This is a genomic window from Paraburkholderia sp. 22099, from assembly GCF_052045835.1.
Lineage (GTDB): Bacteria > Pseudomonadota > Gammaproteobacteria > Burkholderiales > Burkholderiaceae > Paraburkholderia > Paraburkholderia terricola.
The window spans coordinates 1-13,846 of the sequence record NZ_JBQEPU010000046.1; the positions used below are offsets into that span (position 1 = coordinate 1).

Sequence of the window (13,846 nt, forward strand, 5' to 3'; positions counted from 1 at the left end):
TGAATTCTGGTTTGCCCATCACCGCATCCTCACCCTTGACCTGAGGAGCGAAAACCGCTGACCATAAAGTGTCAACGATGTCCTCGCACGTTCGTCAACCATGTCTCCGGTCTGTACACCGGCCGCAAAGAAAAGTAGGCAAAAGAAAGCGGCTCACACCGCTAACTCTTAAGCGGGTCCCGCGCTCGGAGGGGACAGTGGCACATCTGGAATCGGTGCTCTCGCGCATTCCGCGCGAGTGACAAGGCAGTCGTACTTCCGGCGGCGCTGCGCGCGCCGAAGCGGTACTTCCCCCTTCGTTTACGGCGTGTCGCCGAGGTGAAGCCGACGGCTCCCACGGCGCGAGAATGACCGCTGTTTTCCCCGGCAGACCCATCCGCGACGCACGCAGTGCGGAGTGGGAACTGATGATGGCTTTGTCACTGATGCGGAGTGCGCGAGAGCACGGATTCCAGATGTGCCACTGTCCCCTCCGAGCGCGGGACCCGCTTAAGAGTTAGCGGTGTGAGCCGCTTTCTTTTGCCTACTTTTCTTTGCGGCCGGCAAAGAAAAGTAGGTGCCGCCCCGCACAGGGGCAACACTAATAGACCACTAAGACCACAAGGAAAGGCCAACGGCACCAAGAAGCACAACCCAAAGCGCCGCGCAGGCCAAAAAAACACTCACTTCCGCAAGGAATCCAGATCGACAACAAACCGATACTTAACATCGCTCTTAAGCATCCGTTCATAAGCCTCATTAATCCCCTGCATGGGAATCACCTCGATATCCGAAGTAATCCCGTGCTCGCCGCAGAAATCCAGCATCTCCTGCGTCTCGGCAATACCGCCAATCAGCGACCCGGCCAAACGCCGACGCTTGAAAATCAGATTGAACACCTGCGGCGACGGATGATCGTGCTCGGGCGCACCGACCAACGTCATGGTCCCATCCCGCTTCAGCAGATTCAAAAACGGATTCAGATCGTGCTGCGCGGCAACGGTATTCAGAATCAAATCGAAGCTGTTCAAATGCGCTTCCATCTCTTCCTGATTCTTCGAGATCACCACTTCATGCGCGCCGAGCCGCTTCGCATCCTCGATCTTCGACGGCGAAGTCGTGAACAACACCACATGTGCGCCCATCGCGCGTGCGAGCTTCACGCCCATGTGGCCCAGACCGCCGAGGCCGACAATGCCGACCTTCTTGCCAGGACCGGCGCCCCACGTGCGCAGCGGCGAGTACGTCGTGATGCCCGCGCACAGCAACGGCGCGACACCCGCGGGGTCGAGATTGTCCGGCACGCGCAGCGTGAATTCCTCGTCGACGACGAGTTGCGTCGAATAACCGCCGTAAGTGATCTGGCCGTCCACACGGTCTACACCGTTGTAGGTGCCGACAAAACCGTTCTCGCAGTACTGCTCGAGTCCTTCCTCGCAACTCGCGCACGTGCGGCACGAATCGACAAGGCAGCCCACGCCGACCAGATCGCCTACCTTGTACTTCGTCACGTCCGGGCCAACGGCAGTCACGCGGCCGACGATCTCATGGCCCGGCACGACCGGAAACACCGTGTTCTTCCATTCATTGCGCGCCTGGTGCAAATCGGAATGGCACACGCCGCAAAACAGTACTTCCATCTGCACGTCGTGGGCGCGCACTGCGCGGCGCTGGAATTCGAATGGGGCGAGCGGCGCGGTGGCGTCGGTCGCTGCATAGGCATACGTCGTGCTCATGAGTAGCTCCAGCAAAGGGGTGGTGATGTCGCAAGGCCGCCGGCGATGGGCGACGCGCGTCGCCGATGCGGCCGAACCTTGTGATGAACCGGGATCACGGCGCCGGCAGGGCTGCCGAATTCGCCGAAGCAGTGAATCGACAACCGGGCCCGGCGCAGCGCGGAGAAAAGTGATCCGGCAGGGTTCCCATGATAGAAGCCGGGCACGAGGCGGGGAATACCTGAATGTCTTGAAGATTTGCCTAAAACTCCTGACAAGGAGCGCGGTAGTCCGTTTGATGCTAGATTTCAAGCATTATTCTCTTGCGCGTCACTATACCGTCATGCCAGCTCCCTCAGTAGAACCCTTGTCGGCCGATGCCGCCCAGCAGCGTCTGATCGAATTGTTCGACGTGCTCGCGCCCAATCCGGGCTTCACCCGCACGAGTCTCGACGGCGTCAACCTGATGCGCGCGAATCATCCGATGCCGCGCATGCCGGTGATGTACGAGCCGAGCATCGTGATCGTCTGTCAGGGCCGCAAGCGCGGTTATCTCGGCGACCAGGTGTTTCAGTACGACGCGCAACAGTACCTCGTGCTTTCGGTGCCGCTGCCGTTCGAATGCGAGACCGAGGCCAGTCCGGAAGCGCCGTTTCTCGCGATCTCGGTGCGCGTCGATCTGACCATGGTGGCCGAGTTGCTGATGGCGCTGAACGAAACCCAGGGCACCACGCGGAACGAACCGGCCGGCATCTATTCGACGCCGCTCGACCCGGCGCTGTGCAATGCGGTGCAGCGTCTGATGGATGCGTTGGCTTCGCCGCTCGACGCGCGCATACTCGCGCCCGGCGTGGTCCGCGAAATCTGTTATCGCGTGCTGACCGGCGAGCAGGGCGATGCGATTCGCGCGGCGCTCACGCATCAGAATCACTTCGGCCGTATCGCGAAGGCACTGCGGCGCATTCATGCCGACTACCATGGGCAACTCGACGTCGATACGCTCGCCTCCGAGGCAGGCATGAGCCTCGCAGTGTTTCATGCGCAGTTCAAGGCGGTGACGTCCACCTCGCCGATGCAATACGTGAAGACCACGCGTTTGCATCACGCGCGTTTGCTGATGGTGCAGGACGGTTTGAATGCGGGCGCGGCCGCGGCGCGCGTCGGTTATGAAAGCGCGTCGCAATTCAGCCGCGAGTTCAAGCGGCTGTTCGGCCTGAGCCCGGTCGATGAGGTCAAGCGCATGCGCACCATCTACGATGCCCCGACGCCGCGCGTGGTGAAGCCGGTCGCGCGTTACGTGACGGCCGTATAAGCGTTCATTCTCGCGGCGAACGCTATAAACCGCTGAACCAGTTGTAGCCCTGATCTTCCCAATAGCCGCCGGGGTTCGTGTTGGTGACGAAGATCGCGGCGATATGCTTCGGATTCTTGAAGCCGAGTTTGGTCGGCACGCGCAGCTTGAGCGGATAGCCGTATTTCGCGGGCAGCGGCGCGTCGCGGAAATCGAGCGTGAGCTGTGTTTGCGGATGCAGCGCGGTCGCCATGTCGAGGCTCGAGTAATACCGATCCGCGCATTTGAAGCCGACATAGCGGGCGCTCAGATCGGCGCCGACGCGTTCCAGAAACGTGCGAAACGGCACGCCGCGCCATTGGCCGATCGCGCTCCATCCTTCTATGCAGATATGGCGCGTGATCTGCGAAGTCTGCGGCAATGCGCGCAGTTGATCGAGATTCCACGTGCGCTTGTCGGACACGAGGCCCGACACTTCCAGCCGATACGTCGAGCCGTCGATGTCCGGCGCGTCGAACTCGGGATAGAACGCGTTGAACGGGAACGGGTCGGTGATCTCGCTCGCCGCGTAAGTCGGCGCGAGCTTGTTGCGGTCGAATAGCCAGCCCTGCACGCGATCGTTCCAGCGCGACATCGCCCACAGCACCTTGTCGACCGAATCGCCGTCCTGCATGTTGCAGCCCGAGAGCATCGCGAGCGCGCCGATCGACAGCGACGATCGCAAGAACAGACGCCGCTGCAGGCGCTCGATTTGCGGCTGGTGATCCGCGAGCACGACGCGGGGTTTGTCCGCGTCGGTGGGTTTGGATGCGCTCATGCGCGATCTCCTTCTTGTGCGCAATGTCTCGCGCGACCGGTCAACATCGGCGGCAAGGTGCGCGGCACCAGCAGCACCAGCGCCAGATGCACGACGACGAAACCGACCACGCCCGCCATCGCGACGAAATGCACCCGCCGCGCGAAGTCGAAGCCGCCGAACACCGCGGTGAGCCACGAGAACTGCACCGGTTTCCAGATCGACAATCCCGACGCGACCAGCACCACGCCGAGGAACAACACGAGCAGATAGAGCGCGCGCTGCACCGCGTTGTATCGGCCGGTATCGTGCGGCAGCTTGAATCGCAGCGCTAATGCCGCATCGTGCACGACATCGCGCGGACGAACCGGCAACAGCTTGCGGCGAAAATGCCCGCGTCCGATGCCGTACGCGAGATACAGCAAGCCGTTCGCGCACAGCAGCCACATGGCCGCGAAATGCCATGCAATCGACCCGCCGAGCCAGCCGCCCACCGTCGCCCAGACGGGAAACCTGAACGGAAAAATGGGCGACGCGTTATAGATCGCCCAGCCGCTCATCACCATGCAGACCATCGCAAACGCGTTGATCCAGTGCGTGATGCGGACGACGACCGGGTGAACGACCAGGCGCGCTTTGGCTTCAGTCATGGCGGGCATCAAGAGACGAATAGGGAACGGGAAAGCCGCGTTGCCGAACAACGCGGCCGGCGTAGCCGAGGCAAGGCTGAACAGGCGCCGTATTACATCGGCGGCGTCACGCCATGCACGCCTGCCGAGATGAAGTTCGCCGCCAGCGTGCCGTCGGCTTCCTTGTGTGCGAACAGCACGACCTTCGCGCCCGGCACCAGCAAGGAGCGGTCGCCCGGTTGCAGGCTGACGATGGGCACATCCTGCGGAATCACGATCTTCTTCTCGCCGTCCTTGTACTTGACGGTGATCGTGCGGCCGTTGCTGACCACGAGCGAGCCGACCGTGCCGTTCGTCATCGTGCTGTTCGAGCCGAGATCCCAGGGGCGAAAGCCTTCGCCGGCGCCGCGCATGCTCGGCGGAAACACGTGCACTTCGAGCGCTTTCAGCGTGCCGTCGGGTTGCGGGATCGCGGCGGTGCCGACATAGCTATCCGCTTTGATGTCGTTCACGTCCGCGATCGTGACGCCGCGAATCGGCGTGTCCTTGGGCAACTTCACGTCGACGTCCTTGCCGTCGCGCGTATGCACCTTCAGCAGATCGCCCGTGAGCGAGATCACCGTGCCGCGCACGCCGGTAGGCATGGCGTTCTGTGCGTGAGCGGCGGTTCCCGTGGCGAGCAGGGCGGCGGCGAGTGCGGGGGCGATGAAGGCGCGCAGCATGCGCGCTGAAACGATGTTCATGGATCGGCTCCAGGTGGTGAACGATAACGCCCAGATTAAGCGCGCGATCGGCTCCGCGGAATGACATATGAATGACAAAAACGTAATGAACGGCGCGCCGCGGCCACGTAGAATGGCCGGCATATCCACGTCCTGGGCTTCAGCGAAAACGCACATTGAAGCCCGAACGCAAGTCCGAGTTGGAGCGCCAAGCGTCATGAGCATTCTCGTCATCGAAGACGACCCGAAAACCGGCGACTACCTGAAAAAAGGTCTGCGCGAAAGCGGCTACGCGGTCGATCTCGCGCGCACCGGCACGGATGGTTTGCACATGGCGCTGGAGCACGCTTACGATCTCGTGGTGCTCGACGTGATGCTGCCGGGCATCGACGGCTGGGAAATCATGCGCACACTGCGCGCGCGGCGCGATCTGCCGGTCATTTTCCTGACCGCGCGCGATCACGTGAGCGATCGCATTCGCGGCCTCGAACTCGGCGCGGACGATTATCTCGTCAAGCCCTTTTCGTTTACCGAACTCGTGTTGCGCATCCGCACGTTGCTGCGCCGCGGCGTGATCCGCGAGCGCGACGTGTTCGAGATCGCCGACCTGAAGCTCGACGTTCTGCGCCGCAAGGTGACGCGCGAGGGCATCGAGATTCCCCTGACCAACAAGGAATTCATGCTGCTGCATCTGCTGGTGCGGCGCCAGGGCGAGGCGCTGTCGCGCACGCAGATCGCCTCGGAAGTGTGGGACATGAATTTCGACAGCGACACCAATGTGGTCGACGTGGCGATCAAGCGGCTGCGCGCGAAAGTGGACCATCCGTTCGAAAAGAAGCTGATTCATACGGTGCGCAGTATTGGCTACACGTTTGGCGACGGCTCATGAAACTCTGGACCGAGCGTTCGTTGACGGTTCGCACCACGCTGCTGTTCGCGTTGATCGCGTGCGTGGTGATCGGCGCGCTCGGCGCGTATTTCTATCGCTCGGCCGAACTGTCGCTGCAGCGTCGCGCCGACGTGGTGCTCAGCGGGCGCGTCGAGCATTTCAGCCGCATCGTGCACGATCTGTATTCGGTCAGCGATCTGAAGAGCCGGCCTTTATTGTTCGAGACCATGCTCGGCGCGGAGCAGGACGTGCTGCTGTTTCGCCGCCCAGGCGAGCCGCCGTTTATCGACGTGAATCCGGCGAACGTGGCGGTGCCCGCGTTGCAAGCCGCAAAAGGCGGCCGCTTGCCGACCTTAGCGGACATCCGGCAGACCCGTTTGCCGGACGGCGTGCCCGTGCATTGGGCGATCGCTAGCGCGAGAGCGCGCGAGGACGGCACCGAAGTCGAGGTGATCGCCGCGCACCCGATGACTCAGGAAGTGCGCATGCTGGCCGCCTATCGCGATCGCATCCTGCTGGCCACGCTGATCGGCATGCTGGCCGCGACGCTGCTCGCCTACTACGTGCTGCGCCGCGCGTTGCGGCCGGTGCGCGAGATCGCCACGCGGGCGGCGCAGATCAGTCCGGCGAGTCTGTCCGTGCGGCTCGACAGCGAGGCGGCGCCGGTCGAATTGCGCCAGCTCACGCAAGCGTTCAACGCGATGCTCGACCGTCTTGCCGACGGCTATCAGCGCCTGTCGCAGTTCTCCGCCGACCTGGCGCATGAAATTCGCACGCCCGTTGGCGCATTGATCGGGCAGAGCCAGGTGACGCTTGCCAAGCCGCGCGAGCCGGAGGAATATCAGCAGGTACTCGAATCGAATCTGGAGGAACTGAACCGCTTGAGCCACATCGCGGAGAACATTCTGTTTCTGGCGCATGCGGATCATGCGGCGCTGTGCATCGAACGCGAGCCGGTCGATTTGCGCGGCGAACTCGCCCGAATCGCGGACTATTTCGAAGGACTCGCCGACGAGCGCGGCATGCGCTTCGAAGTGGTCGCTGAAGGCGCGGCAGCGGTCGACCCGATGCTATGCCGCCGCGCGATCAACAATCTGGTCGTCAACGCGGTGCGTTATGGCGCATGCGATACGGTCATACGCTTGCGCGGCATGGAGGACGAAAAGGGCGCAACCGTGGTGGTCGAAAACGACGGCGAGCCGATTCCGCAATCGCAGCTAAACCGTTTGTTCGATCGCTTCTATCGCGCGGATGCGGCGCGCAGCGAGTTCACCGAATCGAGCGGACTGGGGCTCGCGATCGTCAGGGCGATCATGCATCTGCATGGCGGCACGGCGCGCGTGGTGTGTCCGGTGCCCGGTGTAGTGCGCTTCGAATTGCATTTTCCGCGCGCGTGATGCGGGGCTGCGCCAGCGCGCGCGACGGCGGTTCGAATTTCAGAGCCGCCGCTTCAGACCTTCTTCAAACCTTCTTCAGATACGCGGCTTTCAGCATGAAGCTGCCCGCGTCCATCTTGCAGTCCACTTCGTGATCGCCGCCGACGAGGCGAATGCTCTTCACCTTGGTGCCCATTTTCAGCGTGATCGACGAGCCTTTCACTTTCAGGTCCTTGATCAGCACCACCGCGTCGCCGTCGGCGAGCGGGTTGCCGTTGGCGTCCTTCACGACGCGTTCGTCGCTGTCGTCAGCGGACGCGGCGGCGTTCATCGGCCACTCGTGCGCGCAATCCGGGCAGACGTAGTTCTCGCCGTCCGGGTAAGTGTTTTCCATCGCGCATTGCGGGCAGGCGGGAATTGTCGACATGATGTTGTTTCCGGATCGCGGATCGCCGCGGGTGATTTCCAAGGCCGCGAGTATAGCCGACGCGCGCCGGGCGGCCCGCGGTCACCAGGCCTGCGGGCAGGGCGCCGCCGTTGCGCAAACAGGTAATGCGGATACCGGAATGATCGCGCAACTGGTTGCCGCGGCGGGCGGCGGATACGATGCAGGGCACTTCATCGCACACCTGGGAGAACCGCTGTGAAACGTTTCCATATCGCGCTCGCCGTGGCCGATCTCGACGCTTCGATCGACGATTACAGCCGCCGCCTCGCGCAGCCGCCCACGGCCGTCGTGCCCGGCCGTTACGCGATGTGGCGCACCGATCTGCTGAATTTTTCGATCAACCCAATGCCGGACAAACCGGGAACACTGCGGCACATCGGTTTCGAGGACGACGCGGCAGAGGGCTATTCGAGCAACAAGGACGTCAACGGGCTCGAGTGGGAGTTGTTTTCGGCCGACGAGCAGGACCGGCGGATCGTCGGCACTTATGGCGAGGCGGTACGCAAAGACAAGGCTGAGCCGGGCTTCGACGCGCCAGGAGATCAACCGCCGCGCGCGTCGGCTCCCGGCTGATTCGCGTAGTGCAGGCGCTTCTCCTCGTACATCAACAGGTCGGCTCGCTGCACGCCTGCTTCGAGCCGGTCGCCGCGCTGGCACGTCGCCGCGCCCATCGAAAAGCTCAATAGCGAGCCCGGATAAAACTGGTTGTTCATCTCGACCAACTGGCGGATCGCGTCGATCATCGCGGCGGCGCCGCGCTCGTCGGTGTCGGGCATCAGGATCGCGAACTCGTCTCCGCCGATGCGTGCGGCATGAAAGGGCGGCTCCATGGCTTTCGCGAGCACTTCGCCCGCGCGCCGCAGCAGTGCATCGCCCGCCGCGTGGCCGAGCTGATCGTTCACGCGTTTCAGGCCGTTCAGATCGGCCATGATGATCGTCACCGGCCACGGCCCCTTGCGTTCGAGCCGGTTCAGTTCGTCCACGTAGAACGAGCGGTTGCTGAGCTTGGTCAGCACGTCGTGCTTGCCGAGGAATTCCAGGTAGGCCTCGGCTTTCTTGCGCGCCGTGATGTCGGTGAGCGCCACCAGCACCAGGTCCCAGTTCTTTTCGTGCCCCGGCAGAACCGAGAACTGCAAATGCACGTGCACCTCGCTGCCGTCGAGCGAATAGTTGAGCACTTCGCGATGCTGGAACAGATTGCCGTCCCACAGGTCGAGCAACTGCTCGCGGAAGTGTGGGCGCATGTCGTCGCGAAAGACGTCGGCCAGCCGCGACAGCAGCGTCTTTTTGTCTCGCGCCGCGAACATGTCGAGCGTGTGCTGATTCACGTCGAGCACGTGGATTTCCTGCATGCAGCGTTCGACAAACTCGGGATGCACGTCGGTGAACACGCGAAAATCGGAAATGCCGGCTGCGCGGGCATCGTCGAGCAGACGCTTGACCGCGCTGAAATCTTCCACCCACAGCGACACCGGCGAATGTTCGAACAGCCCGCGCACGTACTGTTCGGCAACGGTCACGCGATGCCGCGCGCCTTCCAGTTCCGTGATGTCCTCGACCGAAACCAGCACGCGGTCCCAGCGCGCTTCGTGGCCGGGCAGCACGGCGCCCTTGAGCAATACGTCGAGCCGCCGGCCGCCGAGCGTGTAGTTGACCGTCTGGCTCGTGAATTGCGATTGACCCGCCCATAACTGGCACAGCTCTTCGAGATGGGTCTTGAGCATGTCGTCGCGGAACACCGAGGCGAGATTGGCGTTGAGCGCGTCGAAATCGGCGGCCTCGAATTGCGCCAGCGTTTTCTGATTGACCTTGACGATGCGAATGCTGTGCGCGCAGTCCGCGACGCGGCTCGGATCGGCGGCGAAATGCGCGCGCAGATCGGTCACGCCCTCGGCTCGCCATGCGTCGAACAACGCGCGCACGCCGCTGAAGTCTTCGAGCCAGAGCGAAACGGGCGCGAGTTCGAACATCTCGGAGTCGTCGTTGGCGGACGCGGGGTCGCGCGGGAATGTATCCAGCATGAGAGCCTCGGGATCGGAATTGCCGCTATTTTAAGGCGGGTTCGGCGTCGGCTGAAAACAAAGCGGGAGCGTGAATCCTTTTTTTGCGCTGTTGGAGCGGGCAATACGACGGTTGCGCCACAGTGGACTTTAAACATGCCTTCAAACATGTCTCGCGCCGCGGTAGCGCGTTGGGCTCAACGCGCTTTTTAGCGCCTTGCTACACTCGCTGGTCGCATGCTTGTTCCACATGCCCTTCGCCCATGCCGTTAAGAAAAAGCGCCGCCATGAAGCCATCCCTGTTGATTCTGATTCATCTGAACGACGCGAGCCGCGCGAGTATCGAGGCCGCTTTCGACGTCGTCTACGCGCCCGATTCCACCCGGCGCTCCGCCGCGATCGCCGCGCGCGGCGATACGATCCGCGCCGTGCTGACCAATGGCACGACCGGGCTGACGGCCGCCGAAATCGACCGGATGCCGCAACTGGAATTGATCAGCGCGCTTGGCGCCGGCTACGAAAACCTTGCCGTCGACCATGCCCGCTCGCGCGGCATCGTGCTCGTCAACGGCGCGGGCACCAACGACCATTGCGTGGCCGATCACGCGTTCGCGCTGCTGCTCGCGATCGTGCGCGACGTGCCGCAACTCGATCGGGCCACGCGCGACGGCATCTGGCGCGACACACTGCCGATGCAGCCGAACGTGTCGGGCAAGCGGCTCGGCATCGTCGGCCTGGGCAACATCGGTGAAAAGGTCGCGCGGCGCGGCGCAGGGTTCGATATGGATATCGCGTATCACAACCGTAAGCCGCGTGAAGGCTCGGCGCTGCGCTACTTCGACAGCGTGGTGGCGCTCGCGCGGTGGAGCGATTTTCTGGTGGTGGCGACGCCGGGGGGCGCGGGCACGCATCATCTGATCGGCAAGCCGGTGTTCGAGGCGCTCGGGCCGAACGGTTTCGTGGTCAACGTGTCGCGCGGCAGCGTGCTCGACACCGCCGCGCTGGCGCAGGCGCTCGTCACGCAGACGATTGCCGGCGCCGCGCTCGATGTCTACGAGAGCGAACCGCACCCGCCCGAGGCTTTGCTGACGTTGCGCAACGTGGTGCTGACGCCGCATGTCGGCGGCCGTTCGCCGGAGGCGATCACGGCTTCCGTCGATAACTTTCTGGCCAACGCCACGCGGCATTTTGCGGGCAAGGCCGTGTTGACGCCGATCTGAAAGCGCGCTGCACGCTTATCCGCATGCGCCGACTTCCCCGCACGCGGTACAGAAATCGCAGCCGTCTTTACGAATCACCGCGTTCGCGCCGCAAGAGCCGCATTTGCGCCCGAGCATGGTGTGCAGGCCTTGCTCGCCGCCCTCCTGGGTCAACGCGGTCAATGCGGCCGCGTCGGCTTCGCCGGGGTGCGGGCGAATGCCGAAATCCGCCGACAAAGCCGTCTCCGCCTTCATTTGCCCACGCGGCAAACGCGCCAGCATGCGCGAGGGCACCTGATTGCCCTCGGCATCGAGAAAGCCGCGCCGGTGCAGGATCTGCTGGATCGCAAACGCGAGCGCGGCGACTTCCGAATCGTGCCAGCGCGGCGTGCGGTGGCCGTCGAGCCGCTGCACTTCACCGAGCCGGACCTGGCCGCGATCCCACGACACCTTGCGCATATCCTGCAGGTTGCGCGCGACAAAACCGCCGCGCGCGGCGAGCGACAGCGAACGCATGGTCGCCGTGATCCATTGCTGCGATTCGTCGCGCTGCCCGGTCGGAATGAAGAACTCGATCGGACGCTCGATCGTGACGTCTTCGCCGCCGAGACGCCCCGTGACCTCGATGAACGACACCGCGACGTACAGCGATTTTTTCCCGGCCTGGGTCAGATACTCGACCTTCTCGATGATCGCCGGCAATTCACCCTTCGGACGATGGTCGATCGCGATGCGCAGCGGATCGAGGTCGGACTCGGCCAGCGTGTCGTCCGCTTGCGGCGGGCTGACGCTCAACACCGCGCCGAGCGTTTCGTTCGGCCGGTAAGTGGCGAGTCCCTTGAGACCGCTTTTCCATGCGTCGAAGTAGAGGCTTTCGAACGCGTCGAACGGATAGTCGGCGGGCACGTTCACTGTCTTCGAGATCGACGTGTCCACGTAGGGCTGCACGGCGGCCATCATGTCGAGGTGGTCGCGCGCCGACATTTCCAGCGCGCTGACGAAATAGTCCGGCAGCTTTTTGACGTCGCCGCCCAGTTCGCGATAGAGGCGATACGCGTAGTCCTCCACGTCGAACGATTCGCGGCTGCCGTCGGCCATGACCTTCATGCGCGTATAGGTCCACGAGAACGCGGGTTCGATGCCGTTCGACGCGTTGTCCGCGAACGCGAGGCTCACGGTGCCGGTCGGCGCGATGGACAGCAGATGGCTGTTGCGGATGCCGTCGCGGCGAATCGCCTGCTGGATGTCGTCGGGCAGGCGCGAGGCGAAGGTGCCCGGTTCCAGATAGCGCTTGGCGTCGAATAGCGGAAACGCGCCGCGCTCGCGCGCCAGTTCCACCGACGCGCGATAGGCCTCGTCGCGCATCAGTTGCGCGATGCGCACCGCGAAGTCGCGGCCTTCCTGCGAGTTGTAGCGCAAGCCGAGCATCACGAGCGTGTCGCCCAGGCCCGTGAAGCCCACGCCGATGCGCCGCTTGGCGCGCGACTCGTCGTATTGCTGCGGCAGCGGCCAGAGCGTGACGTCGAGCACGTTGTCGAGAAAGCGCACTTGCGTGCGAGTGCGTTTGGCGAGCCCGTCCCAGTCGAACGAAGGCTTGCGGCCTTTGATTTGCGCGAACGGATCGATCACGAAACGCGTGAGGTTCAGCGGTCCGAGATTGCAGCAGCCATAGGCGGGCAGCGGTTGTTCGCCGCACGGGTTGGTGGCGCGGATCGTTTCGACGGCGCGCAGATTGTTGTCCTCGTTCATGCGCGAAATGAACACGATGCCGGGTTCCGCGACGTCGTAAGTGGAGCGCATGATGCGATCCCAGATCTCGCGGGCCGGGCGTTCGCTGTAGACCCACAAGCCGTCCTCGCGCTGCCGCACATCGCCCGCCGCGCGCAGCGCTGGCGACGGCTCGGCGCGGTGGACGAGTTGCCAGGGCTGGTCTTCCTCGACGGCGCGCATGAATTCGTCCGTGACGCCGACCGAAACGTTGAAGTTGTTCCAGCGGCCTTTCGAATGCTTCGCCTCGATGAACTCCAGCAGATCGGGGTGATTGCAATCGAGCACGGCCATTTGCGCGCCGCGCCGCGAGCCCGCGCTTTCGACGGTGCGGCACGACGCATCGAACACGTCCATATAGCTGCACGGACCGGATGCCGACGAACTGGTGGTGCGAACGCGCGCGCCCTTGGGCCGGATCGCGGAAAAGTTGTAGCCGACCCCGCCGCCGCGCCGCATGGTTTCGGCGGCTTGCAGCAAGGCGACGTAGATGCCGGGCAGGCCCTGGTCGTCGACACCTTGAATCGCGTCGCCGACCGGCTGCACGAAGCAATTGATGAGCGTGGCGGCGATGCCGGTGCCCGCCGCGCTCATGATGCGCCCGGCGCCGAGCGCGCCGTGCCGCAGATTGTCGGCAAAAAGGGCTTCCACCGATTCGCGCAGCGCTTCCGGTTCGGCCTGCGCCACGCCGTGGGCGACACGCTGGTAGACGTCGTCGGCGGATTGCTCGTCGCCTTTCGCGTATTTTTCGAGCAGGACGTCGAGGGAGAACTGTTGCGGTGCAACCAGCGCAGCGGGGGATGCGGCCGGCGCGCGGGTATCCGGCGTGTCTTCTGCCATGTCATGCCCTCAAACGGCGCCGTGACGGGCACGGCGAGGTGGTGGAAATGCGGGTCACTATAGCGCCGTGCATGCGGCGGACAAATGACCTGGCGCAATGTGGAACCACCTTAACGCACGTGGCGAAGGGCTGCAATCGGGGGAGTTTTTCACCCGCGGCGCGCGGCGGGTCGAGCGGTGCGCCCGGTTGCGCAG

13 protein-coding genes are annotated in these 13,846 nt (G+C 63.6%); 6 read left to right on the forward strand and 7 right to left on the reverse strand.

Features of this window, described 5'->3' with window-relative positions; all coding sequences use genetic code 11:
* Positions 1-662: 662 nt before the first annotated feature.
* The gene (locus tag ACTJLC_RS29315; protein ID WP_083086209.1) at positions 663-1,715 is read right to left on the reverse strand and encodes an NAD(P)-dependent alcohol dehydrogenase; all 1,053 of its coding nucleotides are present in this window, start codon (positions 1,713-1,715) and stop codon (positions 663-665) included.
* Positions 1,716-2,037: 322 nt separating this feature from the next.
* Here ACTJLC_RS29315 and ACTJLC_RS29320 point away from each other — a divergent pair, with 322 nt between their 5' ends.
* Positions 2,038-3,006 (forward strand): AraC family transcriptional regulator, encoded by a 969-nt coding sequence (locus tag ACTJLC_RS29320; protein WP_310132802.1) that lies wholly within the window; start codon positions 2,038-2,040, stop codon positions 3,004-3,006.
* A 22-nt stretch (positions 3,007-3,028) separates the two neighbouring features.
* Here the strand turns inward: ACTJLC_RS29320 and ACTJLC_RS29325 are convergent, their stop codons facing one another.
* From ACTJLC_RS29325 to ACTJLC_RS29335, 3 genes are all read right to left on the reverse strand, one after another.
* A complete protein-coding gene (locus tag ACTJLC_RS29325) occupies positions 3,029-3,802 on the reverse strand; it encodes a molybdopterin-dependent oxidoreductase (RefSeq protein WP_154873536.1) in 774 nt (257 codons plus the stop codon).
* Positions 3,799-4,431, reverse strand: coding sequence for a cytochrome b/b6 domain-containing protein (locus ACTJLC_RS29330; protein ID WP_310132797.1), 633 nt, complete (start codon positions 4,429-4,431; stop codon positions 3,799-3,801). The genes ACTJLC_RS29325 and ACTJLC_RS29330 overlap by 4 nt, the downstream gene beginning before the upstream one ends.
* Before the next feature lie 92 nt (positions 4,432-4,523).
* Positions 4,524-5,153, reverse strand: a complete 630-nt coding sequence (locus ACTJLC_RS29335) for a hypothetical protein (protein WP_310132794.1) — start codon at positions 5,151-5,153, stop codon at positions 4,524-4,526.
* A 196-nt stretch (positions 5,154-5,349) separates the two neighbouring features.
* On the opposite strand from ACTJLC_RS29335, the gene ACTJLC_RS29340 reads away from it, so the two are divergent.
* Positions 5,350-6,021 carry a heavy metal response regulator transcription factor gene (locus tag ACTJLC_RS29340; RefSeq protein ID WP_073431647.1) on the forward strand — a complete coding sequence of 224 codons (672 nt, stop codon included), beginning with the start codon at positions 5,350-5,352 and terminating at the stop codon, positions 6,019-6,021.
* On the forward strand, positions 6,018-7,418 hold the full coding sequence (locus ACTJLC_RS29345; RefSeq protein ID WP_310132791.1) for a heavy metal sensor histidine kinase: 1,401 nt from the start codon (positions 6,018-6,020) through the stop codon (positions 7,416-7,418). Before ACTJLC_RS29340 ends, ACTJLC_RS29345 begins: the two co-directional genes overlap by 4 nt.
* 64 nt (positions 7,419-7,482) lie before the next feature.
* Here the strand turns inward: ACTJLC_RS29345 and ACTJLC_RS29350 are convergent, their stop codons facing one another.
* Positions 7,483-7,824 (reverse strand): zinc ribbon domain-containing protein YjdM, encoded by a 342-nt coding sequence (locus tag ACTJLC_RS29350; RefSeq protein ID WP_073431645.1) that lies wholly within the window; start codon positions 7,822-7,824, stop codon positions 7,483-7,485.
* On the opposite strand from ACTJLC_RS29350, the gene ACTJLC_RS29355 reads away from it, so the two are divergent.
* The gene (locus tag ACTJLC_RS29355; RefSeq protein ID WP_073431644.1) at positions 7,823-8,044 is read left to right on the forward strand and encodes a hypothetical protein; all 222 of its coding nucleotides are present in this window, start codon (positions 7,823-7,825) and stop codon (positions 8,042-8,044) included. The genes ACTJLC_RS29350 and ACTJLC_RS29355 overlap by 2 nt on opposite strands.
* Positions 8,041-8,418: a hypothetical protein gene (locus ACTJLC_RS29360; protein WP_310132785.1), complete on the forward strand. Its 378-nt coding sequence runs from the start codon at positions 8,041-8,043 to the stop codon at positions 8,416-8,418. Before ACTJLC_RS29355 ends, ACTJLC_RS29360 begins: the two co-directional genes overlap by 4 nt.
* Here ACTJLC_RS29360 and ACTJLC_RS29365 read toward each other — a convergent pair.
* On the reverse strand, positions 8,388-9,866 hold the full coding sequence (locus ACTJLC_RS29365) for a sensor domain-containing diguanylate cyclase (RefSeq protein ID WP_310132783.1): 1,479 nt from the start codon (positions 9,864-9,866) through the stop codon (positions 8,388-8,390). The two genes, ACTJLC_RS29360 and ACTJLC_RS29365, sit on opposite strands and share 31 nt — an antisense overlap.
* A 266-nt stretch (positions 9,867-10,132) precedes the next feature.
* On the opposite strand from ACTJLC_RS29365, the gene ACTJLC_RS29370 reads away from it, so the two are divergent.
* Complete coding sequence (locus ACTJLC_RS29370) at positions 10,133-11,065, forward strand: 2-hydroxyacid dehydrogenase (protein ID WP_310120215.1); 933 nt, start codon at positions 10,133-10,135, stop codon at positions 11,063-11,065.
* A gap of 15 nt (positions 11,066-11,080) precedes the next feature.
* Here the strand turns inward: ACTJLC_RS29370 and ACTJLC_RS29375 are convergent, their stop codons facing one another.
* Complete coding sequence (locus tag ACTJLC_RS29375) at positions 11,081-13,651, reverse strand: adenosylcobalamin-dependent ribonucleoside-diphosphate reductase (protein ID WP_440846030.1); 2,571 nt, start codon at positions 13,649-13,651, stop codon at positions 11,081-11,083.
* Positions 13,652-13,846: the final 195 nt, after the last annotated feature.

Bases quoted from the DNA above. Each gene is read 5' to 3' on its own strand.
- ACTJLC_RS29335 (WP_310132794.1), bottom strand. From the start codon at position 5,153: ATGAACATCGTTTCAGCGCGCATGCTGCGCGCCTTCATCGCCCCCGCA.
- ACTJLC_RS29325 (WP_154873536.1), bottom strand. From the start codon at position 3,802: ATGAGCGCATCCAAACCCACCGACGCGGACAAACCCCGCGTCGTGCTC.
- ACTJLC_RS29370 (WP_310120215.1), top strand. From the start codon at position 10,133: ATGAAGCCATCCCTGTTGATTCTGATTCATCTGAACGACGCGAGCCGC.
- ACTJLC_RS29330 (WP_310132797.1), bottom strand. From the start codon at position 4,431: ATGACTGAAGCCAAAGCGCGCCTGGTCGTTCACCCGGTCGTCGTCCGC.
- ACTJLC_RS29355 (WP_073431644.1), top strand. From the start codon at position 7,823: ATGATGTTGTTTCCGGATCGCGGATCGCCGCGGGTGATTTCCAAGGCC.
- ACTJLC_RS29340 (WP_073431647.1), top strand. From the start codon at position 5,350: ATGAGCATTCTCGTCATCGAAGACGACCCGAAAACCGGCGACTACCTG.
- ACTJLC_RS29350 (WP_073431645.1), bottom strand. From the start codon at position 7,824: ATGTCGACAATTCCCGCCTGCCCGCAATGCGCGATGGAAAACACTTAC.
- ACTJLC_RS29345 (WP_310132791.1), top strand. From the start codon at position 6,018: ATGAAACTCTGGACCGAGCGTTCGTTGACGGTTCGCACCACGCTGCTG.
- ACTJLC_RS29375 (WP_440846030.1), bottom strand. From the start codon at position 13,651: ATGGCAGAAGACACGCCGGATACCCGCGCGCCGGCCGCATCCCCCGCT.
- ACTJLC_RS29320 (WP_310132802.1), top strand. From the start codon at position 2,038: ATGCCAGCTCCCTCAGTAGAACCCTTGTCGGCCGATGCCGCCCAGCAG.
- ACTJLC_RS29315 (WP_083086209.1), bottom strand. From the start codon at position 1,715: ATGAGCACGACGTATGCCTATGCAGCGACCGACGCCACCGCGCCGCTC.
- ACTJLC_RS29365 (WP_310132783.1), bottom strand. From the start codon at position 9,866: ATGCTGGATACATTCCCGCGCGACCCCGCGTCCGCCAACGACGACTCC.